Annotated in this window: 2 protein-coding genes and 1 pseudogene; 2 read left to right on the forward strand and 1 reads right to left on the reverse strand. The window is 38.1% G+C overall.

The window, feature by feature from the left end:
• On the reverse strand, nt 1-85 hold an 85-nt coding region (locus AC1DRF_RS29635), incomplete at its 3' end, for a LysR family transcriptional regulator (protein ID WP_477742524.1).
• Nucleotides 86-198: 113 nt separating this feature from the next.
• Here AC1DRF_RS29635 and AC1DRF_RS29640 point away from each other — a divergent pair.
• Together AC1DRF_RS29640 and AC1DRF_RS29645 are read left to right on the forward strand one after the other, a co-directional pair.
• Complete coding sequence (locus AC1DRF_RS29640; protein ID WP_274156833.1) at nt 199-780, forward strand: non-oxidative hydroxyarylic acid decarboxylases subunit B; 582 nt, start codon at nt 199-201, stop codon at nt 778-780.
• Nucleotides 781-782: 2 nt separating this feature from the next.
• Nucleotides 783-970, forward strand: a pseudogene (locus AC1DRF_RS29645) (phenolic acid decarboxylase); the annotation flags it as partial.

Consider the following 970-nt stretch of genomic DNA (forward strand, 5'->3'; position numbering starts at 1 on the left):
GAGCCATATGCAGGCGCTTTGCTGCTTTGGTCACATTTAATTCTTCAGCTATGACAATAAAATAATGCAGCTGTCTTAATTCCACTGTATTCAACTCCATACTTTAAAGGTATTATTATATATTTTATCAATATTTTAATTGTATGGAAAATGAGTGTAAAGTTAAATGTGTAACCAAAACAGAGAGGAGGAAGAGAAATGAAAATAGCTGTAGGAATCACAGGAGCCACGGGAGCTATTTTAGGTATTCGAATTTTAGAGCTTTTGAAGAAGGCTTCTGTTGAAACGCATTTAGTCATGTCGCCTTGGGCTCATGCCACAATTAAGCTGGAAACACCGTATAGCGTTCAGCAAGTAGAAGGGCTAGCAGATTATTGTTATTCATATCAAGACCAAGCAGCAAAAATTTCGAGCGGTTCTTTTCGTATAGATGGAATGATTGTTAGTCCTTGCAGTATGAAAACATTAGCATCTATTCGAATGGGACTAGCAGATAACTTAATAGCGAGAACGGCAGATGTGATGTTAAAAGAAAGAAAGCCACTTGTGCTACTTCCTCGAGAAACGCCTTTGAATACGATTCATTTAGAAAACATGCTGGATCTTTCAAAAATGGGCGCTATCCTTGTGCCTCCTATGCCGGCATTTTATAACAAACCTGAGACGATTGATGATCTTGTCACCCATATTGCTGTTCGAACGTTAGATCAATTAGGGATTGAGCTTCCTGAGGCAAAAAGATGGAATGGAATTAAACATTTATCACAAGGAGGAAAATAAACATGGCTTATAAAGACTTTAGAGATTTCCTTAATATGCTACATAAAGAAGGGCAACTACTGAYGATTACAGATGAAGTGCAGCCTGATCCAGATTTAGGTTCAGCAGGTCAAGCCATCAGTAATTTAGGAGACCAAACCCCGGGATTATTATTTACCAATATTTATGGGTACAACAACGCAAAGGTAGC

The sequence above is a fragment of the Priestia sp. P5_B4 genome (genome assembly GCF_056400385.1).

What these genes read in the sequence shown, in the direction of transcription:
- AC1DRF_RS29640 (WP_274156833.1), top strand. Translation starts at nt 199, where the DNA reads ATGAAAATAGCTGTAGGAATCACAGGAGCCACGGGAGCTATTTTAGGT.